Raw genomic sequence first — 27,000 nt, forward strand, 5'->3', positions numbered from 1 at the left:
GCGGCGCCGCGAGGCGCCGCGCCCCCGGCCCACGGGGAGAGGTCGGCAGGGGCGGCGGTGCGATCCGTATCGGGCCGCGCGCACACGCGCCCCGGCCGCCAGAACAGGCCCGACAGGACAGGGAAACACGGCATATGGAGTGGCTCACCGAGCGCAAGATCCCGGTCGGCGATGTCGCCGGGACCATGTTCGACTGGCTTCAGGTCAATGGCGCATGGTTCTTCGACGGGCTCGCCGGCGCCATGGAGGCGCTCATCGACGCGATCCTCTGGGTGCTGGAGACGCCGCACCCCCTGATCGTCGTGGCCGCCTTCACCGCGCTGACCTTCGCGTTGCAGCGCACATGGAAGGCGCCGCTCTTCACCTTCCTCGGCTTCCTCTTCATCCTCAACCAGGGCTACTGGGAGGAAACGCTGGAAAGCATCACGCTCGTCGCCTCGGCCTGCGTGGTCTGCATGGGGGTGGGCGTTCCCGTCGGCATCGCGGCCGCGCATCGCCCGGGCTTCTACGCGTGGCTCCGGCCGGTGCTCGATTTGATGCAGACGCTGCCCCCCTTCGTCTACCTCATCCCGGCAATCGTCTTCTTCGGCATCGGGATGGTTCCCGGCCTCATCGCCACGGTGATCTTTGTGCTGCCCGCGCCGATCCGGCTGACCCATCTCGGTATCTCGTCCACGCCCACGGCGCTTCTGGAGGCCGCGCGCGCCTTCGGCGCGACCGACGGGCAGACGCTCTGGAAGGTGGAACTGCCCTACGCGCTGCCTCAGATCATGACCGGGCTCAACCAGACCATCATGCTCTCGCTCTCCATGGTGGTGATCGCGGCGCTGGTGGGCGCGGACGGGCTCGGCGTGCCGGTGGTGCGCGCGCTCAACCAGGTCAACACCTCGCTCGGCTTCGAGTCGGGCTTCGTCATCGTGGTCGTGGCCATCATCCTCGACCGCATGCTCCGGGTGGAACGCAAATGACCGCCGCGGTCGAGTTCGACAATGTCTCCATCGTGTTCGGCGAGGCGCCCGGGCGCGCCCTGCCGCTGATGGACGAGGGCCGGACCCGCGCCGAGGTGCAGGCGGCCACGGGACAGGTGCTCGGCGTGCACGACTGCACGCTCGAGGTCGAAACCGGCGAGATCGTCGTGCTGATGGGGCTGTCGGGCTCGGGCAAGTCCACGCTGTTGCGGGCGGTCAACGGGCTCAACCCGGTGGCGCGCGGCCAGGTGCGGGTGAACGACGGCGAGCACATGGTGGACGTGACCCACGCCGACGCGGCGACGCTGCGCCGGATGCGCCAGCGCCACGTCGCGATGGTGTTCCAGCAGTTCGGCCTCCTGCCCTGGCGGACGGTGGCCGAGAACGTGGGGCTCGGGCTCGAGCTTGCGGGGGTTTCCAGGGCGGAACGGCGCGAGCGGGTCGCCGCGCAACTCGAGCTCGTCGGCCTTTCGGACTGGGCCGACCGCAAGGTGGGCGAGCTTTCGGGCGGCATGCAGCAGCGCGTGGGCCTCGCCCGCGCCTTCGCGACGGATGCGCCGATCCTGCTGATGGACGAACCCTTCTCCGCGCTCGACCCGCTCATCCGCACGCGGCTTCAGGACGAGCTTCTGGAGCTGCAGGAGCGCCTGCGCCGCACCATCGTCTTCGTCTCCCACGATCTCGACGAGGCGTTCAAGATCGGCAATCGCATCGCCATCATGGAGGGCGGGCGGATCGTCCAGTGCGGCACGCCGCAGCAGATCTTCACCGATCCCGCCACCGACTACGTGGCCGAGTTCGTGGCCCACATGAACCCGCTCGGCGTTCTGACCGCCCGCGACGTGATGGAACCGGCGACCGGCCACATGCCGGAGATCACCGTCTCCCCTGGCGCCACAATCCACGAGGTCATGGAGGCCGCGCAAGGCCACGAGACGCCGGTCGGGGTCATGGAGGATGGCCGTCTCGTCGGGCGGATCACCCGGAACGGCATCCTCTCCCGCCTGATCGACCCGCGCGGCACCTGAGCCGCGCCGCGCTCAGAGCTTGGTGGCCGGAGCCGGCGGCGTGATGGAGCGGCGTTTCAGCACCGCCTCGCGCCAGGAGATGAAGACCACCGAGCCCACGATCACGAGCCCGCCCAGGATCACGAAGGGATCGACCGGTTCGCCGAAGACGACCGCGCCCAGCGTCACCGCCCAGACGAGCTGAAGGAAGGTGACCGGCTGGGTCACGGTGATCGGGGCCGCGCGGAAGGCCAGCGTCATGGTGAAGTGCCCCGCCGTGGCGAAGAAGGCCACGCCCAGAAGCACCGCGAGGTCATGCATGCTGGGCGGCACCCAGACGGCGAGCGCCACCGGGGCGAGCCCCGCCGTCACCCAGAAGGACAGCATCGCCACCACCACCGCCGGGCTCGCCGCGTCCGACAGCGCCTTGGCAAGAAGGTAGGACCCGCCGAAGATCACCGCCGTGCCCAGCATGGCGAGGTGTCCCGGATCGAGGTCGCGAAAGCCCGGCCGCAGGATCAGCAGCGCGCCCATCAGCGCGACGACCACCGCCGCCACCCGCCGGACCGCCAGCCTTTCGCCAAGGAAAATCGCCGCGCCCAGCGTGACGTAGACCGGCGAGAGGTAGTTCATCGCCGTGACCTCGGCGATGGGAATGCGCGTCATCGCGTAGAACCACAGGATCACGCCCAGCGCATGGAGAAGCCCCCGCGCGGCGAAAAGCCCGTGCTCGCGCCGCGTCGGCCGCGCGCGCAGGAGCGGGCGCAGCATCGGCAGCACGAAAACGAGGCCCAGCAGATAGCGCAGGAAGGCCGACTGCGCCGCGGGGATGCCGTCGCCCAGGTATTTCACGAGCGCGATGACCGCCACGAAGCAGAGGCCTGTCAGGAGCATCCAGAGGACACCCGCGACGGGGCGCGGTTCAGGAAGGGGTGCGGGCGTTGCCATGCCGCGCAAGGGACCGCAAAGCGCGGGCGGGGGCAAGGCCCCGCTGCCCGCGCCCCGAGGCCGATCAGGAGGCGAGTTGCTCCATCACCTCGTCGGAGGCATCGAAGTTGGTGGTGACGCGTTGCACGTCGTCGTCGTCCTCGAGGGCGTCGACGAGCTTCATCAGCTTCTGCATCCCCTCCAGGTCGAGTTCCGTGGTGGTGGCGGGTTTCCAGACAAGGCGCGTGGTCTCCGACTCGCCCAGGTTTTCCTCGAGCGCCGAGGCGACGTCGTTGAGGTCGGTGTCCACGCACCAGATCACGTGCCCGTCACCCGAGCTTTCCACGTCCTCGGCGCCCGCCTCGATCGCGGCTTCCAGCACCGCTTCGGCGTCGCCCACGGAGGCCGGGTAGACGATCTCGCCCTTGCGCTCGAACATGAACCCGACCGAGCCCGTCTCGCCCAGGTTCCCGCCGTGCTTGCCGAAGGTCGCGCGCACGTTCGAGGCGGTGCGGTTGCGGTTGTCGGTCATCGCCTCGACGATCACCGCCACGCCGCCCGGGCCGTAGCCCTCGTAGCGGATCTCCTCGTAGGCGTCGCCCTCGCCGCCCGCGGCCTTCTTGATCGCGCGCTCGATGTTGTCCTTGGGCATGGAACTCGCCTTCGCGTCCTTGATCGCGAGGCGCAGCCGCGGGTTCTTGTCGGGATCGGGGTCGCCCATCTTGGCGGCGACGGTGATCTCCTTGGAGAGCTTGGAGAAGAGCTTGGAGCGTGCCGCATCCTGGCGCCCCTTGCGGTGCTGGATGTTGGCCCATTTGGAATGGCCGGCCATGAAGGGACCTCTGATCTGTGTCTCGTCTGACGACTGCCCGCGTCTATAGGCAATGCGCCGGGCCGGAGCAATCCCGCCGCCCGGCGCACGCGAAAGCGGCGCGGCACCTTCCGCCCCGGCGTGGCGGTGGCTATGGTCGCAGCCATGACGTTCGAGCAGACCATCCTCTTCGCGCTCTTCGGCGCGGTGTTCGCACTGCTGGTCTGGGGGCGCTGGCGCTACGACATCGTGGCCTTCTCGGCGCTGCTGGCGGGCGTTGCGCTGGGTGTCGTTCCCGAGGACGAGGCGTTCGCGGGCTTCGGCCACCCGGCGGTGGTGATCGTCGCGCTGGTCCTCATCGTCTCGGCGGGGCTCGTCCGGTCGGGCGCGGTGCATCTTCTGACCCGGACCGTGACCGACAGCGCACGCGGCGTTCAGGGGCATATCGCCGTGATGGGCGGGATCGGCGCCGCGCTCTCGGGTTTCATCAACAACGTGGCGGCGCTGGCGCTCCTGATGCCGGTGGACGTGACGACCGCGCGCAAGGCGGGCCGGCCGCCCGGCAGGACCCTGATGCCGCTGTCCTTCGCCACGATCCTCGGCGGCATGGTCACGCTGATCGGAACCCCGCCCAACATCATCATCGCGGGCATCCGCGAAGAGAGCCTCGGCGCGCCTTTCGGCATGTTCGACTTCGCGCCCGTGGGCGTGGCGACCGCGGTGGCGGGCCTGGCCTTCGTGGCCCTGGTGGGCTGGCGCCTGATCCCGGCGCGCGGCGACGTCGCCGAGCATGTCGAGAAGGTCACCGAATACGTCGCCGAACTGACCGTGCCCGACGACAGCGAGGTGATCGGCAAGCGCGTGCGGGAACTCTACGTCACGGCGGAGGAGACCGATGTCGCGATCATCGGCCTGATCCGGGACGACAAGCGGCGCTACGGCACCTCGGCCAACACGAAACTGCAAGCGGGCGACGCGCTGGTGCTGGAGGCCACGCCCGCCGCGCTCGAGGAGTTCCGCAGCGCGCTCTCGCTCGGCTTCGCGGACAAGGGGCACGAAGACAAGCTCAAGGCGGAGGGATCGGGCCTGACCCTGATCGAGGTCGTGGTGCCCGAAGGCGCACGGATCGCGGGAAAGACCGTGCACTCCGTCGGGCTTCTCTGGCGCCAGCACACGGTTCTCATGGGCATCTCGCGGCAGGGCCGGCGCATCACCGAACAGATGCGGCGCACCAAGGTGCGGCCGGGCGACATCCTGCTTCTGCTCGCGCCGAAGGAAAGCGCGACGACCGTCGTGGAGTGGCTTGGAGTGCTGCCCCTGGCCGACCGCGGCCTCACGGTGACGCAGAACACCAAGACCTGGGCGGCCATCGGGCTCTTCGCCGCGGCGGTGGCGGCGGCGAGCGTGGGGCTCGTCTACCTGCCCATCGGCCTCGGCATCGTCGTGGTCGGATACGTTCTGCTCGGCATCCTCCCCGCGCGCGAGCTTTACGACCACGTGGAATGGCCGGTGCTGGTGCTTCTGGGCAGCATGATCGCCCTTGGCGGCGCGCTCGACGCGGCGGGCGGCACGCGGCTCATCGCGGAAAACCTCACGAGCCTCACCGCGGGCTGGCCGGTCTGGGCCGTTCTGGCCGCGCTCATGGTGGTGACGATGACGCTCTCGGACGTGCTGAACAACACCGCGACGGCGGTCGTGGCCGCGCCCGTGGCGATCGAGATGGCCCGCGCGCTCGGCGTGTCGCCCGATGCGTTCCTGATGGCGGTGGCGGTGGGCGCGTCCTGCGCCTTCCTCACCCCCATAGGGCACAAGAACAACACGCTGATCCTGGGCCCGGGCGGCTATCGCTTCGGCGACTACTGGCAGATGGGCCTGCCGCTCGAGGTGATCGTGGTGGCCGTGGCCGTGCCGGTCATCCTGCTGGTCTGGGTCTGAGCGGGATTGCCGGGGCGTGCCCCGCACCCTAGGCTCCCGGCCGAACGGACATCGCCCACACCACATGGCCCGGCGCGGGGCACGGGCGAGGCCGCGCTGCCGGCGGCCCTACCCGTCGCCGCGCGGCCGCGTGGGCGTTTCTGCCCGAAGACACATCGAAACGAAGGACGTCGTCCCATGGCCCAGATCTTGCTCACTCCCGCGACGCGCCCTCACGGGCCCGACGGCGCCGCATGACCTCGAGCGACTACGCCAAGGGGCTGGCGATCACGCTTGCGGGCGTGATCGTCATATCGCCCGACACCCTCCTCATCCGGCTGATCGACGCCGGGGCCTGGACGCAGACCTTCTGGCGCGGCACGCTGTCGGGCGCGCTGATCCTCGGCGTCTACCTCGCCCTGACCGGCGCGCGCGGACTGCGCAGCCTCCTGCGCGCCGGCCCCACCGGGCTGGGGATCGCGGTGGCCTACGGCATCGGCAACATCGCCTTCGTCTATTCCGCGACGAACACGCTCGTCGCCAACACGCTCTTCATCCTGTCCACCTCGCCCGTCTTCGCGGCCCTCATCGCCCGCTTTGTGCTGGGCGAGACGGTGGGCCGGCGCACCTGGATCACCATCGCCGCGACACTGGTCGGCATCGCCGTGATCGCGGCGGGCAGCGCGAAGGGCGGCGGCGCGACCGGGTCGCTTGCCGGCGACGCGGCGGCGCTCGTCGCGGCGGTCTGCCTCGCGGTCGTCTTCTCTCTCGCACGCGCCACGCGGAGTTCGGGCAGCGCGGTGCCGTTCACCGGGCTCGGCGCGCTCGCCGCGGGGCTTTTCGCGGGGCTCGTGGCGCCGGGCGTGGCCGTCCCCGCGCCCGACCGGATCTGGATGGCGGCCATGGGCCTTTTCGTGGTGCCGGTGGCTTTCGCCTGCCTCGCCACGGGCCCGCGCTACCTGCCCGCGGCGGATGTGAGCCTGATCATGCTGCTCGAGGCCATTCTCGGGCCCCTGCTCGTCTGGGCGATCGTCGACGAGGCGCCTGGACCCTGGACACTCGCGGGCGGGGCGATGGTTCTCGGCGCGCTCGCCATCAGCAACTGGATCGGGCTGCGCCGGTCACGCCGGCTCAGAGCGGCCAGATCAGCGGGATGAGCGCCGAGGCGAGCATCCCTATGGTCAGGTTGAGCGGGATGCCCACCTTCAGGAAATCGGTGAAGCGATAGCCGCCTGGGCCGTAGACCATGGTGTTGGTCTGGTAGCCGATGGGCGTTGCGAAGCTGGCCGAGGCCGCGACCATCACCGCCACGACGAGCGGGCGCGGGTCCACGCCCATCGCCTCGGCCAGGCCGATGGCGATCGGCGTCACCACCACCGCTACCGCGTTGTTGGAGACGAGTTCGGTCAGCACCGAGGTGAGCAGGTAGACCGCCCAGACCACCAGCGGCGCGGGCAGGCCGTGAAGCCAGGGCGCCGCGGTCTCCACGATCAGCGCGACGGCGCCGGACGACTCCAGCGCCGCGCCGACCGCCAGCATCGAGAAGATCAGCGCCAGAAGCCGCCCGTCCACGAAGGAGAACGCCTCGTCCGCGTCGATGCAGCGCGTCAGCAGCACGAGCGCGACCGCCACGATCGCCAGCATGAGGATCGGCGCAAGACCGAACGCGGCAAGCGCCACGATACCGATCAGCGCCGCCACCGCGAGCGGCGCATGTCCGCGCCGGAAGGCGCGCGCCGAGGGGTGCGAGACATCTACGAGCCCCATGTCCTGCGCCAGCCGGTTGATGTCCTCGGGCGCCCCTTCCAGAAGAAGCGTGTCGCCCACCCGCACCACCAGGTCGTCGATCTTGCGGCCGATGTTCTGGTTCCTGCGGTGCACGGCGAGCGGGTAGACCCCGTAGCGCCGGCGCAGGCGCAGGTCGCCCAGCCGACGGCCGACCATGCGGGCGCCCGGGGTGATCAGCACTTCCACCGTCGTCGTCTCCTTGGCCGAGATCTGATCGACGCGCCTGAGCGACTTGTTGTTCTGTAGGCTCAGAAGCTCGGTCATCTGGGTGCGCAGCACCACCCGGTCGCCGACCTGAAGCGTGACGCCGTCGAGATCGCGGCGCAGCGACTCGTCGCCCCGGATCACGTCGACGAGCCGCACGCCCTCACGCTTGAAGAGCTGCACGCCGAGCACCTCGCGGCCGATCAGGTTCGATTCGGGCGGGATCACCGCCTCGGTGAAGAACTTCATCCGCGATCTGTCCGACAGCAGGTCGGCCAGGCTGCCGCGCTCGGGCAGCAGGCGCACTCCGAAGAGGCGAAGATAGATCATTCCCCACGTCACCAGCGCAAGGCCCAGCGGCGTGACCTCGAAGATGGTGAAGGGTGCAAGCCCCTGCGAGCGCGCGACCCCGTCCACCAGAAGGTTCGTCGAGGTGCCGATCAGCGTGAGCGTGCCGCCGAGGATGGCCGCGTAGGAGAGCGGGATCAGCAGCTTCGAGACCGGCAGCCCCATCGACCGGGCGAGCTGGACGAAGACCGGGATCATCACGACGACCACGGGCGTGTTGGACACCACCGCCGAGGCGGCGATCACGAAGGCCAGCAGCAGCGCGAGCGCGAGGCGCGGGCGGGTGGTGGCCTGCGCGGCGGCGAGCGACGTGAAGGCGTCGAGCGCGCCGGTACGCACGAGGGCCCCCATGACGATGAACATCGCCGCGATGGTCCAGGGCGCGGGGTTCGAAAGAACGGCGAGCCCCGCCTCGTAGGGCAGGATGCCCGTGACGAGCAGGAAGGCCGCGCCGCCCAGCGCCACCACTTCGGTCGGGTAGACCTCGCGCACGAACAGCACGAACATCACGCCCACCGTGGCAAGCGCCACCGCCGCTTCGGCGGACGGGCTGAGGTGCAGTAATTCGATCAATGACGGTCCCCGGCCGGCCTCAGGCGCGGCGGCCAGTCTGCTCCACCGGCAGCACCGGGGCAAGAGCCGCGCCGCGGGGGCGCGGCTGCACCAGAAAGAGGCCCACCATCATCAGCGCGAGCGCGCCCCAGACCCATCCCGAATAGCTTTCGCCCAGAATGAGCTTGGCCCAGACGATGCCCCAGAGCGTGACGAGATAGCTGACCTGCGCCGCGAAGACGGCCCCGGCGCGGCCCACCATCCAGACATAGCCCGCGTAGACCCCGGCATGCACGACCGCGATCCCCGCCACGGCCAGGTCCCGCAGCTCCCAGGGCGGGCGCGGATCGATCCACTGGCCCGACCCGACGGCGAGCGGCAAGGCCAGCGCGCAGCCGATCACCGAGGCGCCGAACAGCGTCTGGATGGCGTCCAGCCCCTCGGTGCCCCACCGGGCGACGTAATTGCCCTCGAGCGCGTAGAAAAACGGCGCGACCAGCGCCACCGGCACCCAGAGGATCATCGCCGGATCGGGCAGGCTCGTCTCGGGCGCGACGAGAAGGACGACGCCGAGAAGCCCGGCGGAAAGCCCGGCGAGGCGCAGCCAGGACACGCGGTCGATCCCGAGCGCGAGGGCGACGGGAAAGGCGAACATCGGCACCAGCGAGATCAGGATCGAGATCACCCCCGCCGGCAGGTGCCCCGCGGCCTGGTAGCTCGCCGAGTTGGGCAGGATCGTCCCGATCAGCGCGACGAGCGCGTAAAGCTTCAGGTGGCGCGGCCCGAGCGGCAGCCGCCGCCCCCGCGCGAGGCAGAGCGCGCCAAGCGCCACGGCGCCGATCGCGAGCTGCCAGAAGATCATCCCGAAATGCCGGTAGCCGCCCGTCACCGCGATCTTGGCCAGCGGCTGCGTCAGCCCCCACCCTGCCCCGAGAACGACCAGCGCGAGGACGAGGCCCACCCGCTCGGACATGGTCACGGGTGCGCCTCCGCGAGCCGCCCGCCGAGGCGCACCGCCGCGACGCGGGTGGCCGCGCCGGTCCGGTCGTCGGTCTCGACATAGGTGCCGCAGAGCGTGGCCTCCCCCTCGGCCGGCACGAACCGGCCCTTGCCCATGCCGGTGACGAAACGGCGCAGGGGCTCGGCGCGGTCCATGCCGATCACCGAGTTGTAGTCGCCGCACATGCCCGCGTCGGACTGGAAGGCGGTTCCGCCGGGCAGGATCTGGGCGTCGGCCGTGGGGACATGCGTGTGGCTTCCGACCACGAGGCTCGCGCGACCGTCGCAGAAATGGCCCATGCCCATCTTTTCCGACGTGGCCTCGCAATGGATATCCACGATCGCCGCCTGCACCATGCCGCCGCGCGGATGGGCGCGCAGCGTCGCGTCCACGGCCGAGAACGGGTCGTCGAAGGCGCGGTTCATGAACACCCGCCCGAGCGCCTGCGCGACGAGCACCTTCCGCCCGCCCCGCGCGGCGAAGACGCCCTGCCCGCGCCCCGGCGCGGTCTTGGCGTAGTTCAGCGGGCGGATGATGCGCGGCTCGGTCTCGATGAACTGAAGCATGTCCTTCTGGTCAAAGGCATGGTCGCCCAGCGTGACCACGTCCGCCCCGGCATCGAGGAAGAGCTTCGCATGCGCGCCCGTGAGGCCCATGCCGTGGCTCGCGTTCTCGCCGTTCACCACGACGAAATCCAGCCGCCAATCCTCGCGCAGCTTCGGCAGCCGCGCGGTCACCGCCTCCCGGCCGGCGCGGCCGACGACGTCTCCCAGGTAAAGCATCTTCATGCGTGTTGGGCCTAGGGCGGCATGGGCCGCTCGGCAAGGGCGAAACGCGGGTTTCAGACCTCGATGAGGCCCGCCTCGGTCACCACGAGGTCGAGCGGCTGGTCGGTCTCCTCCAGCGGCAGCGCCTCTGCCTCCTGCGCGGCGAAGGCGAAGCCCACCGCCAGCGTCGGCCGCGCCGCGCGCAGGCGCGCGAGCGTCCGGTCGTAGAAACCGCCCCCGTAGCCCAGCCGCCCGCCCTTCCGGTCGAAGGCCACCAGAGGCACGATCACGATGCGGGGCTCGATCAGTTCCTCGTCCTGCGGCACCTCGGCGCCGAAGGGGCCCGGCACGAGCACGCAGCCCGGTCGCCAGCGCGAGAACACCAGCGGCCTCCCGGGGCCGCGGATCACCGGGACGCCGACCGGGCCATGGGCCACGGCCTCGGCCATGGCGGGGCGCGGGTCTATCTCGGTCCGGATGGGCAGGTAGCCCGAGACGGCAACGCCCCGGTGACCGGCGAGAAAGGCCGAGAGATGCGCCGCCGCGTCCGGGCCCTGCGCCTCGAAGGCCGCCTTGCGGCGCGCGAAGGCCGCCGCGCGCGCGGCCCTCTTCTCTTCCTCGAGCGCGCTCACAGCAGCACCACGGTCGCCAGGCCGAGGAAGGCGAAGAAGCCGACGACATCGGTCACCGTGGTCACGAATGGCCCCGACGCGAGCGCCGGGTCGATGCCGAGCCGGTCCAGCAGGATCGGGATCGCGATCCCCGCAAGCGCGGCCGAGAGTTGCGTGAGCAGCATCGCCAGCGCGATCACGGCCGCGAGCATCGGCACCCCGAACCAGGCCGCCGCCACCCCCGCCATGAGCAGCCCGAAGAGCGCGCCGTTGAGCGCGCCCACCGACAGCTCGCGCCAGGCCACGCGCAAGGCGTTCTGCGAGGTCAGGTCGCGGGTGGCGATGGAGCGCACCGCCACCGTCATGGTCTGCGTGCCCGCATTGCCGCCCATCGAGGCCACGATGGGCATCAATACGGCGAGCGCGACCATCTGCTCGATGGTATCGGCGAAAAGGTCGATCACCACGGAGGCGAAGATCGCCGTCAGAAGGTTCACGAAAAGCCAGGTGGCGCGGCCGCGCGCCGCCTCGAGCACCGTGTCGGCGAGGCTCGCCTCCTCGGTCACGCCGGCGAGGCGGAGAATGTCCTCCTCGTGCTCCTCGTCGAGGACCGCCATCGCGTCGTCGATGGTGATCACGCCGACGAGCCGTTCGTTCTCGTCCACCACCGGGGCCGAGATGAGGTGATACTGGTTGAAGGCGTAGGCCACGTCGCCCTCGTCCTGGGTGGCCGGGATCACGCGGAACGAGTCTTCCACGAGATCGCGCAGCGGCACGTTCCGGCGCGAGGACATGATCTTGCCCAGAGTGACGTTTCCGACGGGATGCAGCTTCGGATCCACGAGGATGACGTGGTAGAACTGCTCCGGCAGGTCTTCGCGCTCGCGCATGTGGTCGATCGACTGCCCCACCGTCCAGTGCTCGGGCGCCATCACGACCTCGCGCTGCATGAGACGCCCGGCCGACTGCTCGGGATAGGTGAGCGACTGCTGCACCGCCGCGCGCTCGGAGGCGGACAGCGCGCCCAGAAGCGCCTGCTGCTGGTCGGCCTCCATATCCTCCAGCAGGTCCACGACGTCGTCGCTGTCGAGGTCGCGCACGGCGTCGGCCAGCACCTCGGGACGCAGCAGCGCGATCACGTCCTCGCGGATGCTCTCCTCGAGTTCGCTGAGGATCTCGCCGTCGATCGCCGACCCGGCGAGCGCCACGAGGCGCCGGCGGTCGAACGGGTTGATCTGTTCGATCAGGTCCGCGATGTCGGCGGCGTGCAGCGGCTCCAGCAGGTCGGCGAGTTCGCCCGCGTCGTCGCGGTCGACGGCCTCGAGGACCGCTGCCACCTTGCGTCGATCGAGAGCGTATGCGTCTTCGTCCTCGAGGTCCGCTTCGGGCTCGATCTGGTCCGTGTCGTCGTTCATGCCGCGCCCCTCCTGCCGATGGGCGGATATCTATGCGAAGCCGGTCGCAAGCGACAGGGGCCGCGCACCGATCAGGGCACCCGCGCGAGGATGTGCAGCGCGGCGGCGTGCACGTCGGCGTTGGCGGCGGCGAGCACGCGGCCGCCGCCATGCGCGGGGCCCCCGCGCCAGTCCGTGACGCATCCCCCGGCCGCCTCGATCACCGCGATGGGCGCGGCGATGTCGTAGGGTGCGAGCCCGGCCTCGATCACGAGGTCGACATGCCCCGCGGCCAGAAGCGCGTAGGCGTAGCAATCGAGGCCATAACGCACCAGCCGCACCTGCGCCGCCACGTCCGCAAAGCCCGCGCGCTCGTCCGCGCTGCCGATCTCGGGGAAGGTCGTCAGAAGGATCGCCTCGTCCAGGCTGCGGGTGGCGCGCGTGGCGAGGGTCCGGGCGCCTGCGGGGCCGGTCATGCGCGCCGCGCCGAACCCGCCCGCGAAACGCTCCCCGGTGTAGGGCTGGTCGATCACGCCGTAGACCGGCCCGCCCGCGTCGCAGAGCGCGATCAGCACCCCCCATGTCGGCGCGCCCACGATGAAGGCGCGCGTGCCGTCGATGGGATCGAGCATCCAGGTCAGGCCGCTCTCGCCCGCAACCTCGCCGAACTCCTCGCCGAGGATGGCGTCGCGGGGCCGGGCGCGGGCCAGATGCGCGCGCATCGCCGTCTCGGCGGCGCGGTCGGCCTCGGTGACCGGATCGTAGCCCCGGGCCGCCTTGTTGTCGGCGCCAAGCGCGGGATTTCGGAAATGGGGCAGCACGGCACGCCGGGCCGTCTCCGCGAGCGCGTCGGCGGTCGCGACGATCGCGGCCTGCTCGTCCTGCGGGAGGGGTGGGCGGCTGAGCCGGTCCGACGTCACCGCGGTTCAGACCACGTCGCCGAGAACGCGCGCCAACTCGAAGAGGCGCCGGCGCTGGTTCGCGGGGATGGCGTAGTAGGATCGCACGAGATCCAGCGCCTCCTTGTCATCGAGCAGGCTGGCGGGCACGCCGCGCGACCGCGAGGCCGTCCCCCCGGACGTGTCGGCGCCGCCGTCGATCCCCTCGAAGAAAACGCTGACCGGCACGTCGAGCGCGTCGGCGATGTCCCAGAGCCGGGACGCGCTGACGCGGTTCGCGCCGGTTTCGTATTTCTGGATCTGCTGGAACTTTATGCCGACGGCCTGCGCCAGTTGCTGCTGCGTCATGCCGATCAGCAAACGCCGCTGGCGGATCCGTCGGCCAACATGAACGTCAACGGGATGAACCATGAAAACCTCCGACAGGAAGGACCACTCGTCACAGTCTCGTCTGACCACCTCGCGGACCCGGCGCCTCGCTCGCACACGCGGGTCGTTCGAGGTGGATCACGGCCGGGACCGCAGATAGCGGCGCGATATAGCAAATCCCGATTCTTGGAGGAGTCGTTTTTTTCTTGACGTTGGGTAAACCACAAGACGGCTTGCGAAGCGGCGGCAGGATCGAAAGGACGGGACACATGAGCGCAGACGACACCGAAATGCGCGCCTTCCGCGTCGAGGCGCAGGGCGCGACGCCCCGGCTCGTCCGGATCGCCCGGCCCCGGCCGGGCCCGGGCGAAGTGCTGGTGCGCATCTCGGCCTGCGGACTGAATTTCGCCGATCTGCTGATGCTGCGCGGCACCTACCAGGACATGCCCGACGCCCCCTTCACACCGGGGATGGAGGTCGCGGGCCGCGTCGAGGCGCTCGGGCCCGGAACGCGCGGGCCCGCCCCCGGCACCCGCGTGGCCGTCTTCGGCGGCCATGGCGGGCTTGCCGAGTTGGGTTGCTTTCCGGCCGAGCGGGCGGTTCCCCTGCCCGGCTCGATGGACGACGTGACCGCGGCGGGCTTTCTCGTGGCCTACGGCACCAGCCACCTCGCGCTCGCGCGGCGCGCGCGGCTCGAACCGGGCGAAAGGCTGCTGGTGCTGGGCGCGGCCGGCGGCGTGGGGCTTACGGCGGTGGAGATCGGGGCGCTGATGGGCGCCGAGGTCGTCGCCTGCGCCCGCGGCGCCGACCGGCTGGAGATCGCGCGCCGCGCCGGCGCGGCGCATCTGGTGGACAGCGAGGCGGGCGAGCTGCGCGAGCGCGTGCACGCCCTGGGCGGCGCGGATGTCGTCTACGACCCGGTGGGCGGGCCGCTTTTCGCGGCGGCGCTGCGCGCCGCGCGGCCCGAGGCGCGGATCCTCTCCATCGGCTTCGCGAGCGGCGAGATGCCAGAGATCCGCGCCAACCATCTGCTGGTCAAGAACCTGTCGGTGATGGGCTTCTACTGGGGCGGCTACTTCCGTTTCCGCCCCGAGGCGGTCACCGCGAGCCTCGCGGAACTCCTGCGCTGGCATGGCGAGGGACGGCTCGCCCCGCATGTCGGCCATGTCCTGCCGCTCTGCGAGGCGGGCGAGGCGCTGGAGCTTCTGCGCACGCGTCGCGCCACGGGCAAGGTCGTGGTGCGCATCGGCGACGCGCCGGGCTAGAGCCCGCCATACCCCTGCCGCAGGAGCTCGCAAAGCGCGTCGGCCACCTCGGGGGTCGCGGTCGGGTTCCGGTAAAGGTTGATCTTCTGCACGCCGAGATCGGGCAGCGTGCCCGGGGGCAGGCATTCCAGGTGCCCGGGCTCGGTGCCCTCGAGCATGGTCGTCACCGCGAGATCGGCACTCACCGTGGCCTCGATCGTGCGGTCGGAATCCGACTCCACCGCCATCTCCCAGGGGATGCCGGCCGCGTCGAGCCGCGCGATGTCGCCACGACGGAACGTGCAGTGGCGGCAATAGCCCAGCCGCAGCGGCCGCGACCGCGCCGCGCTGCCGCCCGGCGCGCCGACCCAGCGCAACGGAACCTCGCGCAGCGTCTCGGCGCCCGCGTCGGCCCGCGCCTCGGTCGTCAGGATCAAATCGCACGCGCCGCGCGCGAGCATGTCCTTCAGCATATCGGTGTAAAGCGACAGAAGCTGCACCTTCACGCGCGGGAAATCGGTGGCGAACCGGCGCAGCACCTGCGGGATCACCGGGTTCACGATGTCGAGCGGCACGCCGAGCACGATCTCGCCCTCGAACGCCTTGTGGGTCAGGCGGCTGAACGCCTCGTCATTGGTTTCCACCATGCGCCGCGCGTAGCCCAGAAGCTGCTCGCCCGCACCGGTCAGCGCGACCCCCCGGCCCGACCGCTCTAGGACGGCAAGGCCCAGAACCTCCTCGAGGCGCTTGAGCTGCATGGAGACGGCCGATTGCGTCAGGTTCAAAAGTCCCGCCGCCCGTGTCACGCCGCCGGTTTCGGCCACCGCGACGAAGGAGCGCAGAACGCCGATGTCCAGGTTCCGCATCAATCACTCCTGTTGATCTGATTATTCAAAAACATTCGTTTCCAATATTCTTTGGGCGCCCCTACATCAACCCTTGAAATCACACCGACCCCTTTGATCACGAAACAAGGATGACACTCATGCACTCCGAAACCACGCTGGGGCGTGCGCGTCCCGCCCCGCGCATCCGCCTGGCCCGGCTTGGCGACATGTTCGCACTCGCCCGTCAGCGCCGCGCGCTGGCCAAGCTCGACGCAAGCCGGCTGAGGGACATCGGCCTCACCCGCGATGAGGCGCTGGCGGAGGCCTGCCGCCCGATCTGGGACGTGCCGGCGTATTGGCGGCGCTGAAACGGGGCACGGCGTCGCATATCGCGCGATCCAGCACCGGAAAACCTTGAAAACTGCCCCTGTCCTACCGATATTCTCCGTGAGGACCGCTGCCCGCGTGCATGCGGTTGCGTCTCAGCAGGGATCTTGGACGGAGGCTTGACGGAAAATGGCTGAATACAACACGATGCGGACGGCGACCGGTGTCCGCAGCGCGGAAATCGACGCGGGGCTGCGCGCCCACATGAACAAGGTCTACGGCACCATGTCCGTGGGCATGCTCATCACCGCGCTGGCCGCCTGGGCGATTTCGGGTCTCGCGACGACGACCGAGCCGACGGGCGTCATGCTCCGCGAGGGCGAGTACCTGACCGGTCTCGGGCAGGCGATCTACATGTCGCCGCTGCGCTGGGTCATCATGCTCGCGCCGCTGGCATTCATCTTCTTCGGCTGGGGCTCGCTCCTGCGCCGCGCGCCCGCGGCGGCGGTACAACTGGCCTTCTTCGGCTTCGCTGCACTGATCGGGCTGTCGCTCAGCTCGATCTTCCTGGTGTTCACGTCCTACTCGATCACGCAGACCTTCCTCGTGACCGCGATCGCCTTCGCGGGCCTCTCGCTCTGGGGCTACACCACGAAGCGGGACCTGTCGGGCTGGGGATCGTTCCTGGTGATGGGCGTGATCGGCCTGATCGTGGCCATGGTCATCAACATCTTCCTGCAGTCGCCCGCGATGATGTTCGCGATCTCGGCGCTCGGCGTGCTGATCTTCGCCGGCCTGACGGCGTTCCACACGCAGGAGATCAAGAGCACCTACGTCGCGCACGCCGCGCATGGCGATCAGGACTGGCTGGACAAGGCGGCCTATGACGGGGCGCTCGCGCTCTACATCAGCTTCCTGAACATGTTCCAGTTCCTGCTCATGTTCATGGGCCAGCAGGAATAAGCCCGATCGTTTAACGGAAACGCGCGAGGGGCCGGTCATCAGACCGGCCCCTTTTTCGTGCCGCGAGCGCGGCGGGACCGCCGTCACACCGCCATGTGGAAGATCCGCCCGACGCCCGCCGTGACCGCCATCGCCAGCCCACCCCAGAGCAGCACGCGGATCACCGCCCGTCCCACTGGCGCACCGCCCGCCAGGGCGCCCGCGGCGCCGAGAAGCGCGAGCGCGACAAGCGTCACCGCGGCCACCATGCCCAGCGCGGCACCGCCCTGAGGCGCGAGGACCGCGGCCCCGAGCGGCAGGCCGGCCCCGATCGCGAAGGCCGCCGCCGACGCCACAGCCGCACGCAACGGTTCGGGCGGCGCCGAATAGCTCAGGCCCAGTTCCTCGCGCGCATGGGCGTCGAGCGCGTCGTGATCGGTCATCTGCCGCGCGACCTCCACCGCGAGATCCTCCGCCACGCCGCGCGCCTCGAGCCCGCCGGCAAGCTCTTCCAGCTCGTAGTCGGGATCCTGCGCCAGCGCGCGGCGTTCACGCTCGAGATCGGCGGCCTCCGAGTCCGACTGCGCGGCGACCGACACGTATTCGCCCGCCGCCATCGAGAACGCCCCCGCCGTAAGCCCCGCGAGGCCCGTCAACAGAACCGCGGGACGGTCCATGCCGGCCGCGAGCACGCCCACGAGAAGGCTCGCGGTCGAGACGATGCCGTCATTCGCGCCCAGCACCGCCGCGCGCAACCAGCCGGTCCGGGTGACGTAGTGACCTTCCTTCGGCATCGCTGTCTTTACTGCAACTCAATCGCGACGGGGCTGATACGAAAAGGGCCACGCGCGCGGCGTGGCCCCTGGTCTCTTCGGTGGTCGGCTCAGATCACTTGATCTTGCCTTCCTTGTATTCGACATGCTTGCGCGCCACCGGATCGAATTTCCGGATGGTGAACTTCTCGGTCATGGTGCGGGCGTTCTTCTTCGTGACGTAGAAATGCCCGGTCCCCGCCGTGGAGTTCAGGCGGATCTTGATGGTCGTCGGCTTCGCCATGGTCCTACTCCTGCAACGGAGGGCGAGCCCCCGTGGAATTCCTGAAGCCCGCCTTTTACCGGCGCGGCCCGTCGTGTCAACCGGAATCCCGGCGCCTGACGACAGCCGGGACATCGGGCCGGAAAACTTGCGCGGAGGGCCTGTAAGCCGGATTTTGTCCAGGGGCGCGAGCGCCCCCTGGATGGCCATTCATCTGGACGCGCGGTTGCCCGCGCGCCTCGAGCTGCCAACCCGGACCTCTGGGCCGAAGCGCGCCCTGCGGGGGATCGCCCCGCGCGAGGTCCCTATTCGGCATTGCTCCCGGTGGGGCTTGCCATGCGGCCGCCGTTGCCGGAGGCCCGGTGGGCTCTTACCCCACCGTTTCACCCTCACCCGCGTCGGACGCGGGCAGTCTGTTCTCTGTGGCGCTATCCGTCGGGTTGCCCCGCCCGGGCGTTACCCGGCACCGTCGCTTCCTGGAGTCCGGACTTTCCTCGACCCCGAGGGGCCGCGGCCATCCGGCCCTCCGCGCCACGTGGAAATAGGCACGCGCGCGCCGCCGGTCAATCCCCACCCAGGCAGGGCCAGCCCGCGGCGAGCCCCGCCATCATCGCGCGGTCGGCTGCGCCGACGGGTCCGCGCCCCCAGGGCCGGAACCGCAGACGAAAGGCATCGCACACAAGCGTTTCCGCGTCCTCGGTCGTGCCGGCCCAGCGGTAGCCCGCGCGCCGGGCGTCGGCCAGGAAATCGCCGGGCGCGGCCGGCGCCGGCCAGACGGCGAGCCCCCCGCGCGCCAGCCGCCGCCAGTCGAATCTCGGGCCCGGATCGATCTTCCGCCCCAGCGCGATGTCGGAGTGGCCCAACACGCGCTCGGGCGGGATCGCCCAGCGCGCCATCACCCCCGCGAGAAGATGCTCCAACGCCGTCATCTGGGCCGCGGCGAAGGGATGATCGCCCCGGTTGGCAAGCTCGATCCCGATGGAGCGCGAGTTCACGTCATCCACGTCGCCCCAGGCCCCCGCGCCCGCATGCCACGCCCGCGCCTCCTCGGCCACGAGTTGCCAGACCGCGCCGTCCGCCCCGAGAAGATAATGCGCCGAAACCTCCGGCCCCGGCTCGCAAAGCCGCTCGAGCGCGGCCGCGGCACCCTCCATCGCCGTGTAGTGCAGGATCACCATGTCGGGCCGCGCGCCATCGCGGCGCGGCCCGAAATTGGGCGACGGATGCCAGCGCGGCGCGCTCAGTCGCGCACGGCCGCCCGGAACGGCGCGGGAGTCCATGCGCAGGCATAGCCGTCACCGTCGGGATCGAGCCCGCGCGGATCGCGCTCGGGCCCGCCCCGGGCGAGGAAGTCCGCCTGCGCCCTGTCGGAAGAGGCGTACTCGGCGCAGTTACGCCGGAACCGGGCCTCGGCATTGATCCCGGCCCTGCTCCAGACGCGCGTGCCCACGGGATGGGTGGTTTGCAGCGCGAAGGCCACGACATTGGGCTCACGCGCGCCCGGTCTTTCCGGCAGCGCCTCGGGCTGGATGACCTGATACTGGGCCTGCGCACGGGCAAGCCGCTCCGCGTCGCTCTCGATGCCGCGGCGTTCCGAGACGGCCTCGAAGTCGTTCTCGTCCGATAGCCCCGGATTGTTCACGACGACCGGCGGCGGGTTCGACGGAGACGCCTGCATCGGATCCTCGCGCGCGCTGCGCGGCGGTGCCGCGGCGGCCTCCCCGGATGCGCCGGGCTCGGCCAGCGCGGCCCTTGCGGCGTCGAGCGGGCTTTCGGCGGCGGCCGGCGGACGCACCGTGACGGGCGCCTCCAGCGCCGCGTCGCGCGCTGCGCGCCGCGCCTCGTAGACATCGTAATCGTCGAAACCCGGTCCGCTGTCGGGCACCGCCGGGGAACACGCCGCAAGGGCCGAAAGCCCCAGCGCGACTGCAAACGCACGCACCATCATCAGCCCTGCCTCATCTCGCCGGCGTCGACGCTACCACCATTTCGACGGCTTCGCCACAAACCCCGCGGCCCGCTCCAGCGCGAAGGCCGCGTTCAGAAGCTCGCCTTCCTCCCAGGGCCGCCCGATGAGCTGAAGCCCGAGCGGCAACCCCTTGGAATCGAGGCCCGCGGGCACCGAGATGCCCGGAAGCCCGGCCAGGTTCACCGTGACCGTGAAGACGTCGTTGAGATACATCTGCACCGGATCCGCCTCGGCCATCTCGCCGATGCCGAAGGCGGCAGACGGGGTGGCCGGCGTCAGGATCGCGTCCACGCCCGCGTCGAAGACCTGCTCGAAGTCGCGCTTGATGAGCGTGCGCACCTTGCGCGCGCGGTTGTAATAGGCGTCGTAGAAGCCCGCCGAAAGGACATAGGTGCCCACCATCACCCGGCGCTTCACCTCGGCGCCGAAGCCCTCGGCGCGGGTCTTCTCGTACATGTCGACGATGCCGTCGCCCTGAGCGAGCCTGGCGCGGTAGCCGTAGCGCACACCGTCGTAGCGCGCGAGATTCGACGACGCCTCGGCGGGGGCGATGACGTAGTAGGCGGGCAGCGCGTATTTCGTGTGCGGCAGCGTGATGTCGCGCACCTCCGCGCCCGCGTCGCGCAGCATCTCCGCGCCGCGGGCCCAGAGCGCCTCGATTTCCTCCGGCATCCCCTCCATGCGGTATTCACGCGGGATGCCGATCACCTTGCCCTTCACGTCGCCCGTGAGCATCGCCTCGAAATCGGGCACCGCGCGCTCGGCCGAGGTGGAATCCTTCGGATCGTGCCCCGCCATGGCCTGCAGCATGATCGCCGCGTCGCGCACCGTCTTGGTCATCGGCCCGGCCTGGTCAAGCGAGGAGGCGAAGGCCACGATCCCCCAGCGCGAGCAGCGCCCGTAGGTGGGCTTGAGGCCCACGATCCCGGTGAACGCCGCAGGCTGGCGGATCGAGCCGCCGGTATCGGTGCCGGTGGCCGCGAGGCAGAGATCGGCCGCCACCGCCGCCGCGGACCCGCCCGAAGAGCCGCCAGGGGTGAGCTCGCGCTCGTCCACCTTCCAGGGGTTCACCGCGGGCCCGTAGACCGAGGTCTCGTTGGAGCTGCCCATGGCGAACTCGTCCATGTTGAGCTTGCCCAGCATCACCGCGCCGGCCTCGCGCAGCCGCGCCGTCACGGTGCTCTCGTATTCCGGGCGAAATCCGTCGAGGATCCGGCTCGCCGCCTGGCTGGCCACGCCCTCGGTGCAGAAGAGATCCTTGATGCCGACGGGCACGCCGCACATCGCTGGCGCCTCGCCGGCGGCAAGGCGCGCATCCGCGGCGCGCGCCCGCTCGAGCGCGATCTCCGGCGTCATGTGCGCCACCGCGCCCAGCGCACCCGCCCCCTCCATCGCCGAAAGACACGCCTCGGCGAGCGCGACGCTCGTGACCTCGCCCGCCCGCAGCTTGTCGCGGGCCTCCGCTATCGTCAGCGCGTTGAGATCCGTCATCATTCCACCACCTTGGGCACGGCGAAGAACCCTTCGCGCGCGTCGGGCGCGTTGGCGAGGACCTTCTCGGACATGCCGCCGTCGGTCACCGCGTCCTCGCGACGCCTCAGCCGCATGGGCGTGACGCTCACCATTGGCTCCACGCCCTCCACATCGACCTCGCCCAGCTCCTCGATGAAGCGCAGGATCCGGTTGAACTCGTCCGCGAGCGCCGGCAGATCCTCCTCCTCGACGCGGATGCGGGCCAGATGCGCCACATGGGCGGCGGTGCGGGTGTCGATGGACATCGTCGGCGCTCCCTTTCGGACTGCCCCGCCGTTTAGCGCGGGGCCCGGTGGCCCGCAAGCATGTGCCGGCGATAGACCTCGATCATCCACCCCAGCATGACCGCGTTCAGGACATGCCACATGAAATGCGTGCCCACGGGCACCGCCGGGCAGAGCGCCATGTCGGCCGTGCGGAAGCCGAGCGACAGCACCAGCACCCCCGCGCCGAGCGTCAGCCCGCGCGCCGTCTCCGGCGCGCGGCGCCGCAGCGCCCAGGCATAGGCCAGGATCAGCACCGGCACCGGCGCGTAGCCCGCCGAGGAGCCGAGCCCTGGAACCATCTGGAAGAGCGGTACGGTGGCGGCGGCATAGGGAAAGAAGGCCGCCACCCCGAGACCCGACCAGAGCCGCGACAGCCCCCAGTAATGCCGATTCGCCGCGTAGATGTAGATCAGGATGAAGAGCAGGATAGGAACGACGTCGGCAAGCGCCGACCAGGCCTGCGCGTGGGTGTGGAAAAGATAGCTCCCGACCCCGATCGCCGCGAGCACCCAGACCAGCGCCATGGCGAGCGGCAGGCCCTCCCCGCGAACACGCCGCCACATCACGAAGGCCGCGACCAGGAACGCCGCGTTGGTGACCGCGTTCACCGGCTCGGCCCAGTAGCCCGCGTCGAGCCGCTCGCAGTAGGCGTCGATCTGCCGTGTCCAGTCCATGCCCGTCCCTCCGCCGCCGTCACCGTGGCAAGCTAAGCGCGGCGCCTCCCGCGTCCAACCGCGCACACCCCCTTCTTCTTGGAAGAAATACTCCGGGGGAGGCCGCGCCCCCGGGGCGCGGGCGGGGGCAGCGCCCCCAAGGCCCGCATGGCCGCGCGCGCCACGCGCGTGCTCCGCCCTGACACGCGGCGCTTTCCCTCGCCGCCCGCGATGCTAGGCTCGCTAAACACATTCAACGCGCGGAGGAGACCGATGAAACTCACCTGGCTCGGCCATTCAGGCTTTCGCATCGAGATCGGGGACCAGATCCTGCTCGTCGACCCGTGGCTGTCCGGCAACCCGATGTTCCCCGAGGACCGGCGCGACGAGGCGATCGCCGGCGCGACGCATGTGCTCGTCACCCACGGGCATTTCGACCACGTCAACGACGCGCCCGGCGTGGCCCGGGAACTTGGCATCCCGCTGGTGACGATCTTCGATCTCGCGAGCTGGCTGGAGAAACGCGACAAGATCGAGACCGTGGGCTTCAACAAGGGCGGGACCGTGATGCTGGGCGACGTCGCGGTCACGATGGTGCAGGCCACGCATTCCTCCTCGCTCGCCGACGACGAGGGCCGGCCGGTCTACACCGGCACCGAGGCGGGCTTCATGATCTCCCATGGCGGGCGCACGATCTACGTCTCGGGCGACACAGACGTGATGGCCGACATGAAGGTCTTCCAGGATCTGCACGCGCCCGAGATCGGCATCCTCTGCGCCGGCGGGCACTTCACCATGGACATGGCGCGCGCGGCCTATGCGGCGAGAACCTTCTTCGATTTCAAGACGGTCATCCCCTGCCACTACAAGACGTTTCCGATCCTCGAACAATCGGCCCAGGCGCTCGTGGATGCTCTACCCGGCGTCGACGTCATCGAGCCCGAGGTGCTCGCGCCGATCGAGTTGTGATCCTTTGGCGCGCCGCCGCGACGGCCGCGCTGCTGGCGGCCTGCTCCACCGCCGCAGGGTCGGACGCGCGGGGCTGCCCGCCGCTCGCGCTGGCGGTGGCACGAACCGAGCCTCCGCCCTCGCAATACGCGGCCTTCTGCGGGCACCACCCGGACGCCTGTCGCCTCGGCGGCGCGGCACGGCTCGAGTGGACGCCCGAGACCCGTGCCGCGCTGGCGCGGGTCAATCGTGAGGTCAACGCGCAGGTCCGCCTTCTCGCAGATCAGGAGTGCCTCGGCCTCGAGGATCTCTGGGACTTCCCCCGGGAAGGCGTGGGCGACTGCGAGGATTTCGCGCTCGAGAAGCGCCGCCGCCTCGTGGCCCTGGGATTGCCCGGCGCGTCGCTCACCATGGCGATCGTCCACCACAGGGAACGGTTCTTCGCGCATGCCGTGCTGCTTGCGGAAACGACACACGGCACCTGGGTGCTCGACAACCTTGCGCCGCAGCTGACCTGCTGGAACGCATCGCCCTATCGCTACGAACGGCGCGAGCGGCCAGACGGGCTGTGGGACCGCTTCACCCGGCATCAGACCGCCGTCAGATGAACGCGGCCCGCTCCCTTTCGGGTTCGCCGGCCACCGCGAGCGCCTCCTCGATGGTAAAGGTCTTCGCGAAGAGCGCCCGGCTGACCAGCGCGCCGTGAACGTCGGGGACGTATTTCAGCCGCGACAGGTCGTCGAGCGTGTGCACCATGCCCGAGCCGATCACCGGGGCACGGGCGAGCCCGGCGAGTTCGGTGACAAGCGAGAGCGGCTCCTCCACGTCGCCCGCGTCGGCGCCGATGTCGGTGACGAGGAACGCGGCCAGCGGATCGTCCTCGAACCGGGCGATGAAGTCCCGGGGGCGGAAGGAACTCGGCTGGCGCCACCCGTCCGAGGTCACGAAGCCCTCGAACACGTCGACGGCGAGCACCACCGCATCGGGATGGTATTTCGCCGCCTGCTTCACCAGGTCGGGCCGGGCGACGGCGAGGGTGCCCACCACGACACGGCCCGCGCCACGATCCATCCACTGCGACACGGCTTCGACGGAGCGGATGCCGCCGCCCACCTGCACCGGGATCCGGGCGGCACGAATGATCCGCTCGATCAGTTCGGCGTTGTCGCCCACGCCCGCCACGGCGTCGAAATCCGTGACATGGATCCACTCTGCCCCGGCGGCGGCGAAGGCGCGCGCCTTCTCGACCGGGTCGACGTGCCAGACATGCGGCTCGTCGAGGCGGCCGCGGCGCAGGCTCACGCAGCGGCCATTCTGCAACTCGATGGCGGGATAAAGCCTCATGGACGATTCTCCGAAAGCGGCGATGCTCCGGGATGATGCCAGACACGGGCGCCCGGCGCAGGGACGAATGCGGCGCGGGACGGGCGGAAAGCGAAGCCGCGCCTACCCCGGGGCGCCGAAACGCCCGCCGGTTTCGGCGAGGCGGGCCAGAAGCGGCGGGATCTCCGGGCGACGTCCGTCCGCTTCGGCCAGCGCGGCGAAGCGCGCGACGATGCGCGCTGGCCCCACGCTGTCCGCGAAGTGCAAAAGCCCGCCGCGGGCGGCCGGAAAGCCGAGCCCGTGCACGCTCACCAGATCGAGATCGGCGGCGCGCCGGGCCGCGCCGCTCTCCAGCAGCCGTGCGGCCTTTGCGATCTGGGCGAGCAGGATGCGTTCGCGCATCTCCGCGGCGCACCAGTCTCGGGTGGCGATTCCGGCGAAATACGCCTCTTCGCGGATGAGGTCCTCGATCAGCGGATCGACGACCGCGCCGCCGCCGCCCGGATAACGATACCAGCCCACGCCCGCCGCCTTGCCGAGCCGCCCTTCGGCCACCATGCGGGGCTGGATCGGCTGCTGGGCCGCGCCGGCGCGCGCCCGTGCCGCCTGCGTGCGGGCGAGGCCCGAAAGATCCTGTGCCTCCAGCGGGCCGGTGGCGAAGCCGAACGCCACCATCGCCTCGTCGAGTTCCCACGGCAGCGCGCCCCGGATCAGCATCTCGTCGGCCGCGGCGAGAGTGGCGAGCATCAGCGCTTCGCCGAGCGGCGCGCCACCGGCGGGCACCGGGATCCGCCCGAGACGCGCGGCGAGCGCGTAGGCCGCGGCGAGCGCCTCGGGCGCGGAGCCCGGCGCCGGGCCGATCTCGGCCAGCCGCGTGGCGTGCGCCGGCGGTTCGAACTCCAGCCCCACGACGCGGCCCGGATCGGGCAGGCCGGCCGCCCGCGCCGCGAGCTCCGGCCCGAAGGCGGCGATGGCGAAGATCGCGCCCGGCGGCAGCTCCGCGGCGAAGGGGGACACACCGCCCTCGATCTCGCCTGGATCGAGCAGCATCCCGGCATCCGAAAGCGCCGCCGGATCGGAGGAGACACGCCACGCCGCGCCGTCCGCGTCCGCGCCGAGGTGCCCCAGCAATCGCCGGGCCATGTCGAAGGCGCGCGTCGCGTCGTCCCGATCGGGGTCGAAGAGCAGCACCGCATGTCCCGCCGACACGAGCGCGCCGACGAGCGACACCGCGGCCGGGCCGCTTCCGGCCACCGCGACCCGCGACAGCGCGGGCTTGCCCCCTGCGGCGATGGCGGGCTCGGCCCGCGCCGCGGCCTCGGCCCGCGCGAGATGCGCCTTCGCGGCGTCGCGCGCCGCGGCGTCCGGCCTCTCGCCGCCGATGCGGTCGCTTGCACCGGTCACGGGGGTCAGTGGAGAAAGCCGCGGTCGCGGATCACGGCCAGAAGTTCATCGAGCGCGCGCTCGCGCGTCTTGCCGGAGGTGTCCACCACCGCCTCGGCGCGGCGATAGAGCGGCTCGCGCGCGGTGAGCAGCGTGCGCAACTGCGCCATCGCCTCCGGGTTGCCGGCCATCGGGCGTTCGTCCCCCTGCGCGCGCACCCGCGCCATGTGCTCTTCCGGCCCGGCCTTGAGCCAGATCGTGTGAAATCTGGAAAGGAGTGTGCGGTATGTTTCCGGCTCGGCGACGATCCCCCCGGCCACGGCGAGGATCATCGCGTCATGGGTCGCGACGATCCGTTCCAGCGCCTGCGCCTCGAGCTGGCGATAACCCTCCTGTCCGTACAGCGCCATGACCTCGTCCACCGGCATCCCCGAGGCGGATTCGATCTCGCGGTTGAGTTCCACGAAGGGCAGGTCGAGCGCCGCGCCGGCCAATTCGCCGAGCGTGGACTTGCCCGCCCCGCGCAGACCGACAAGGCCGATCCGTCGCGCGCGCGCGACGCCCGCCGCCTCGGGCGCGAGCACTTCCAGCACGCGGGCGCGGGTCGCGCCGTCGGCCTGCCGGAAAAGGTCGGCCACCCGCAGCGCGTCGGAGTTCCACGGATCCTCCTCGCCGATCAGCCACTCGATGCGATGATCGAGCGCGGCGGCCACCCGGCTCAGGAGCCCGATGGAGATGTTGCCCGCGCCGGATTCGAGCTGCGCGAGATAGCGCGGCGAAACGCCGGAGATGTCCGAAAGCACCCGGCGCGGTATACCCTTGCGCTCGCGCGCGCGGCGCACACGCTCGCCTACCCGCGCGATGAGCGCCTCGGGACCATCGCCATCGACAGCCTCGGCCCCGGTGGCCTCGCCCCGGAAATTGGTGATCTCGCCCATCCGACCGCGCACCCTTCCCGGCCTCGCAACATGAACAATAGTGCAAGAAACTT

29 protein-coding genes and 1 other RNA gene are annotated in these 27,000 nt (G+C 70.5%); 9 read left to right on the plus strand and 21 right to left on the minus strand.

Annotated features, from left to right (window positions below):
* Positions 1 to 134 precede the first annotated feature (134 nt).
* Together choW and choV are read left to right on the plus strand one after the other, a co-directional pair.
* On the plus strand, positions 135 to 968 hold the full coding sequence (gene choW, locus AB6A69_RS13995) for a choline ABC transporter permease subunit (RefSeq protein ID WP_371037879.1): 834 nt from the start codon (positions 135 to 137) through the stop codon (positions 966 to 968).
* A complete protein-coding gene (gene choV / locus AB6A69_RS14000) occupies positions 965 to 1,996 on the plus strand; it encodes a choline ABC transporter ATP-binding protein (protein WP_371061232.1) in 1,032 nt (343 codons plus the stop codon). The genes choW and choV overlap by 4 nt, the downstream gene beginning before the upstream one ends.
* A 12-nt stretch (positions 1,997 to 2,008) precedes the next feature.
* On the opposite strand, the gene AB6A69_RS14005 is transcribed toward choV, so the two are convergent.
* Both AB6A69_RS14005 and AB6A69_RS14010 read right to left on the minus strand, forming a co-directional pair.
* Positions 2,009 to 2,923 carry a DMT family transporter gene (locus AB6A69_RS14005; RefSeq protein WP_371054523.1) on the minus strand — a complete coding sequence of 305 codons (915 nt, stop codon included), beginning with the start codon at positions 2,921 to 2,923 and terminating at the stop codon, positions 2,009 to 2,011.
* Positions 2,924 to 2,987: 64 nt separating this feature from the next.
* Complete coding sequence (locus AB6A69_RS14010; protein WP_371037882.1) at positions 2,988 to 3,734, minus strand: YebC/PmpR family DNA-binding transcriptional regulator; 747 nt, start codon at positions 3,732 to 3,734, stop codon at positions 2,988 to 2,990.
* A 144-nt stretch (positions 3,735 to 3,878) separates the two neighbouring features.
* Here AB6A69_RS14010 and AB6A69_RS14015 point away from each other — a divergent pair, with 144 nt between their 5' ends.
* On the plus strand, positions 3,879 to 5,648 hold the full coding sequence (locus tag AB6A69_RS14015; RefSeq protein WP_371061233.1) for an SLC13 family permease: 1,770 nt from the start codon (positions 3,879 to 3,881) through the stop codon (positions 5,646 to 5,648).
* Positions 5,649 to 5,881: 233 nt separating this feature from the next.
* The gene (locus tag AB6A69_RS14020; protein WP_371061234.1) at positions 5,882 to 6,784 is read left to right on the plus strand and encodes a DMT family transporter; all 903 of its coding nucleotides are present in this window, start codon (positions 5,882 to 5,884) and stop codon (positions 6,782 to 6,784) included.
* On the opposite strand, the gene AB6A69_RS14025 is transcribed toward AB6A69_RS14020, so the two are convergent.
* From AB6A69_RS14025 to AB6A69_RS14055, 7 genes are all read right to left on the minus strand, one after another.
* A complete protein-coding gene (locus AB6A69_RS14025) occupies positions 6,759 to 8,474 on the minus strand; it encodes an SLC13 family permease (RefSeq protein ID WP_371061282.1) in 1,716 nt (571 codons plus the stop codon). The two genes, AB6A69_RS14020 and AB6A69_RS14025, sit on opposite strands and share 26 nt — an antisense overlap.
* Positions 8,475 to 8,559: 85 nt before the next feature.
* Positions 8,560 to 9,492 carry a DMT family transporter gene (locus AB6A69_RS14030; protein ID WP_371061283.1) on the minus strand — a complete coding sequence of 311 codons (933 nt, stop codon included), beginning with the start codon at positions 9,490 to 9,492 and terminating at the stop codon, positions 8,560 to 8,562.
* 2 nt (positions 9,493 to 9,494) lie between these two features.
* On the minus strand, positions 9,495 to 10,307 hold the full coding sequence (locus AB6A69_RS14035) for a YmdB family metallophosphoesterase (protein WP_371061235.1): 813 nt from the start codon (positions 10,305 to 10,307) through the stop codon (positions 9,495 to 9,497).
* Positions 10,308 to 10,360: 53 nt separating this feature from the next.
* The gene (locus AB6A69_RS14040; protein ID WP_371061236.1) at positions 10,361 to 10,918 is read right to left on the minus strand and encodes a 5-formyltetrahydrofolate cyclo-ligase; all 558 of its coding nucleotides are present in this window, start codon (positions 10,916 to 10,918) and stop codon (positions 10,361 to 10,363) included.
* A complete protein-coding gene (gene mgtE / locus AB6A69_RS14045; RefSeq protein ID WP_371037887.1) occupies positions 10,915 to 12,312 on the minus strand; it encodes a magnesium transporter in 1,398 nt (465 codons plus the stop codon). The genes AB6A69_RS14040 and mgtE overlap by 4 nt, the downstream gene beginning before the upstream one ends.
* Positions 12,313 to 12,383: 71 nt before the next feature.
* Positions 12,384 to 13,211 (minus strand): histidinol-phosphatase, encoded by an 828-nt coding sequence (gene hisN, locus AB6A69_RS14050; RefSeq protein WP_371061237.1) that lies wholly within the window; start codon positions 13,209 to 13,211, stop codon positions 12,384 to 12,386.
* 6 nt (positions 13,212 to 13,217) lie between these two features.
* The gene (locus AB6A69_RS14055) at positions 13,218 to 13,601 is read right to left on the minus strand and encodes a helix-turn-helix domain-containing protein (protein ID WP_371054527.1); all 384 of its coding nucleotides are present in this window, start codon (positions 13,599 to 13,601) and stop codon (positions 13,218 to 13,220) included.
* A 248-nt stretch (positions 13,602 to 13,849) separates the two neighbouring features.
* Between AB6A69_RS14055 and AB6A69_RS14060 the strand changes: the two genes are divergently transcribed.
* Positions 13,850 to 14,824: an NADPH:quinone oxidoreductase family protein gene (locus AB6A69_RS14060; protein ID WP_371061284.1), complete on the plus strand. Its 975-nt coding sequence runs from the start codon at positions 13,850 to 13,852 to the stop codon at positions 14,822 to 14,824.
* On the opposite strand, the gene AB6A69_RS14065 is transcribed toward AB6A69_RS14060, so the two are convergent.
* Complete coding sequence (locus AB6A69_RS14065) at positions 14,821 to 15,672, minus strand: LysR family transcriptional regulator (protein ID WP_371061238.1); 852 nt, start codon at positions 15,670 to 15,672, stop codon at positions 14,821 to 14,823. The two genes, AB6A69_RS14060 and AB6A69_RS14065, sit on opposite strands and share 4 nt — an antisense overlap.
* A gap of 107 nt (positions 15,673 to 15,779) precedes the next feature.
* Here AB6A69_RS14065 and AB6A69_RS14070 point away from each other — a divergent pair, with 107 nt between their 5' ends.
* Both AB6A69_RS14070 and AB6A69_RS14075 read left to right on the plus strand, forming a co-directional pair.
* On the plus strand, positions 15,780 to 15,998 hold the full coding sequence (locus AB6A69_RS14070; RefSeq protein WP_371061239.1) for a DUF1127 domain-containing protein: 219 nt from the start codon (positions 15,780 to 15,782) through the stop codon (positions 15,996 to 15,998).
* A gap of 148 nt (positions 15,999 to 16,146) precedes the next feature.
* Positions 16,147 to 16,920 carry a Bax inhibitor-1 family protein gene (locus tag AB6A69_RS14075; RefSeq protein ID WP_371054529.1) on the plus strand — a complete coding sequence of 258 codons (774 nt, stop codon included), beginning with the start codon at positions 16,147 to 16,149 and terminating at the stop codon, positions 16,918 to 16,920.
* Between the two features lie 83 nt (positions 16,921 to 17,003).
* On the opposite strand, the gene AB6A69_RS14080 is transcribed toward AB6A69_RS14075, so the two are convergent.
* The 8 genes from AB6A69_RS14080 to AB6A69_RS14115 all read right to left on the minus strand — a co-directional run bounded on the left by AB6A69_RS14080 (position 17,004) and on the right by AB6A69_RS14115 (position 22,376).
* Entirely contained in the window at positions 17,004 to 17,693 is a 690-nt protein-coding gene (locus AB6A69_RS14080) for a VIT family protein (RefSeq protein ID WP_371054530.1), read from the minus strand.
* Positions 17,694 to 17,787: 94 nt separating this feature from the next.
* Positions 17,788 to 17,955 (minus strand): 50S ribosomal protein L33, encoded by a 168-nt coding sequence (rpmG, locus tag AB6A69_RS14085; RefSeq protein WP_371037894.1) that lies wholly within the window; start codon positions 17,953 to 17,955, stop codon positions 17,788 to 17,790.
* A gap of 127 nt (positions 17,956 to 18,082) precedes the next feature.
* Positions 18,083 to 18,464, minus strand: an RNA gene (rnpB, locus tag AB6A69_RS14090) — RNase P RNA component class A.
* A 33-nt stretch (positions 18,465 to 18,497) separates the two neighbouring features.
* Entirely contained in the window at positions 18,498 to 19,214 is a 717-nt protein-coding gene (locus AB6A69_RS14095) for an N-acetylmuramoyl-L-alanine amidase (protein ID WP_371061240.1), read from the minus strand.
* On the minus strand, positions 19,175 to 19,882 hold the full coding sequence (locus tag AB6A69_RS14100; RefSeq protein WP_371037896.1) for a hypothetical protein: 708 nt from the start codon (positions 19,880 to 19,882) through the stop codon (positions 19,175 to 19,177). Before AB6A69_RS14100 ends, AB6A69_RS14095 begins: the two co-directional genes overlap by 40 nt.
* A 30-nt stretch (positions 19,883 to 19,912) precedes the next feature.
* On the minus strand, positions 19,913 to 21,394 hold the full coding sequence (gatA, locus tag AB6A69_RS14105) for an Asp-tRNA(Asn)/Glu-tRNA(Gln) amidotransferase subunit GatA (protein ID WP_371061241.1): 1,482 nt from the start codon (positions 21,392 to 21,394) through the stop codon (positions 19,913 to 19,915).
* On the minus strand, positions 21,394 to 21,681 hold the full coding sequence (gatC, locus tag AB6A69_RS14110; protein WP_371037898.1) for an Asp-tRNA(Asn)/Glu-tRNA(Gln) amidotransferase subunit GatC: 288 nt from the start codon (positions 21,679 to 21,681) through the stop codon (positions 21,394 to 21,396). The genes gatA and gatC overlap by 1 nt, the downstream gene beginning before the upstream one ends.
* A gap of 32 nt (positions 21,682 to 21,713) precedes the next feature.
* Positions 21,714 to 22,376, minus strand: a complete 663-nt coding sequence (locus AB6A69_RS14115; RefSeq protein ID WP_371061242.1) for a ceramidase domain-containing protein — start codon at positions 22,374 to 22,376, stop codon at positions 21,714 to 21,716.
* A gap of 252 nt (positions 22,377 to 22,628) precedes the next feature.
* On the opposite strand from AB6A69_RS14115, the gene AB6A69_RS14120 reads away from it, so the two are divergent.
* Positions 22,629 to 23,324 carry a metal-dependent hydrolase gene (locus AB6A69_RS14120; RefSeq protein WP_371037900.1) on the plus strand — a complete coding sequence of 232 codons (696 nt, stop codon included), beginning with the start codon at positions 22,629 to 22,631 and terminating at the stop codon, positions 23,322 to 23,324.
* Positions 23,321 to 23,911: a transglutaminase-like cysteine peptidase gene (locus AB6A69_RS14125; RefSeq protein WP_371054538.1), complete on the plus strand. Its 591-nt coding sequence runs from the start codon at positions 23,321 to 23,323 to the stop codon at positions 23,909 to 23,911. Before AB6A69_RS14120 ends, AB6A69_RS14125 begins: the two co-directional genes overlap by 4 nt.
* Here AB6A69_RS14125 and AB6A69_RS14130 read toward each other — a convergent pair.
* From AB6A69_RS14130 to AB6A69_RS14140, 3 genes are all read right to left on the minus strand, one after another.
* Positions 23,904 to 24,647: a HisA/HisF-related TIM barrel protein gene (locus AB6A69_RS14130; RefSeq protein ID WP_371061243.1), complete on the minus strand. Its 744-nt coding sequence runs from the start codon at positions 24,645 to 24,647 to the stop codon at positions 23,904 to 23,906. The genes AB6A69_RS14125 and AB6A69_RS14130 overlap by 8 nt on opposite strands.
* Before the next feature lie 102 nt (positions 24,648 to 24,749).
* On the minus strand, positions 24,750 to 26,030 hold the full coding sequence (locus tag AB6A69_RS14135; RefSeq protein WP_371061244.1) for a 3-hydroxyacyl-CoA dehydrogenase family protein: 1,281 nt from the start codon (positions 26,028 to 26,030) through the stop codon (positions 24,750 to 24,752).
* Between the two features lie 5 nt (positions 26,031 to 26,035).
* A complete protein-coding gene (locus AB6A69_RS14140; RefSeq protein WP_371054540.1) occupies positions 26,036 to 26,947 on the minus strand; it encodes a helix-turn-helix transcriptional regulator in 912 nt (303 codons plus the stop codon).
* Positions 26,948 to 27,000 lie beyond the last annotated feature (53 nt).

This window comes from Rhodosalinus sp. 5P4 (assembly GCF_041365695.1).
In the GTDB taxonomy this organism is placed as follows: Bacteria; Pseudomonadota; Alphaproteobacteria; order Rhodobacterales; family Rhodobacteraceae; genus Rhodosalinus.